Source organism: Bariatricus sp. HCP28S3_F11, from assembly GCF_052065395.1.
GTDB lineage: Bacteria > Bacillota > Clostridia > Lachnospirales > Lachnospiraceae > Allocoprococcus.
Genome location: NZ_JBQHUC010000118.1, coordinates 1 through 577, shown reverse-complemented (window position 1 = coordinate 577; position 577 = coordinate 1). Strand labels below are relative to the sequence as shown.

Here is a 577-nt window from a genome sequence, read left to right as displayed (position 1 = left end):
CTTGAATTTCCTGGCAGGGATCGCAGAATAACCAATAGTAATTAATCAACCTGCTGAGCTTTGCTCAGTTTGAAGCGGAATGGCGCTCCGTTCCTCTGGAACGGATGCGCAGTTCTTGCGGAATATGCAACGTATAGGTGTGCACTATAGAAAAAACACAAAATATGTCAACAAATGTTGAAAAAAAGGAAGGGTTAGGGTATAATACAAAAGTATGGAAACGGAAAAATTCTGAGTAAACCAAATCGTCGCCGTGTCGCGTTTGGAAGATTCAGATGATATATGTGTATGAGAATCTGTCTGATTGAAGATGGAGTGGCGAAGCACGTCCATTTTTGGTTGGCAAGGTTCTTTTTTTTCCTAATCCATGCAACAAACGATGACATAAACATGAGTAAGGTGAAAAAGAATGTGGTACGTTGTACAGGTCAGTACAGGTGCAGAAGAACGAATTCGTTTACAATGCGAAAAGAAGATAGACAAAAGTATTATGGAAGAATGTTTCATACCTCAGTATGAAGAGAAGAAACACTTCCGAGGTAAATGGACTGTTCAGAAAAAGATTCTATTTCCCGGT

At 39.7% G+C, this 577-nt stretch carries 1 protein-coding gene; it reads left to right on the top strand.

What is annotated here, in order from left to right:
• Nucleotides 1-409 precede the first annotated feature (409 nt).
• Nucleotides 410-577, top strand: a 168-nt coding sequence (locus ACTNBR_RS16540) for a transcription termination/antitermination NusG family protein (RefSeq protein WP_441042735.1), incomplete at its 3' end; no start/stop codon positions are given.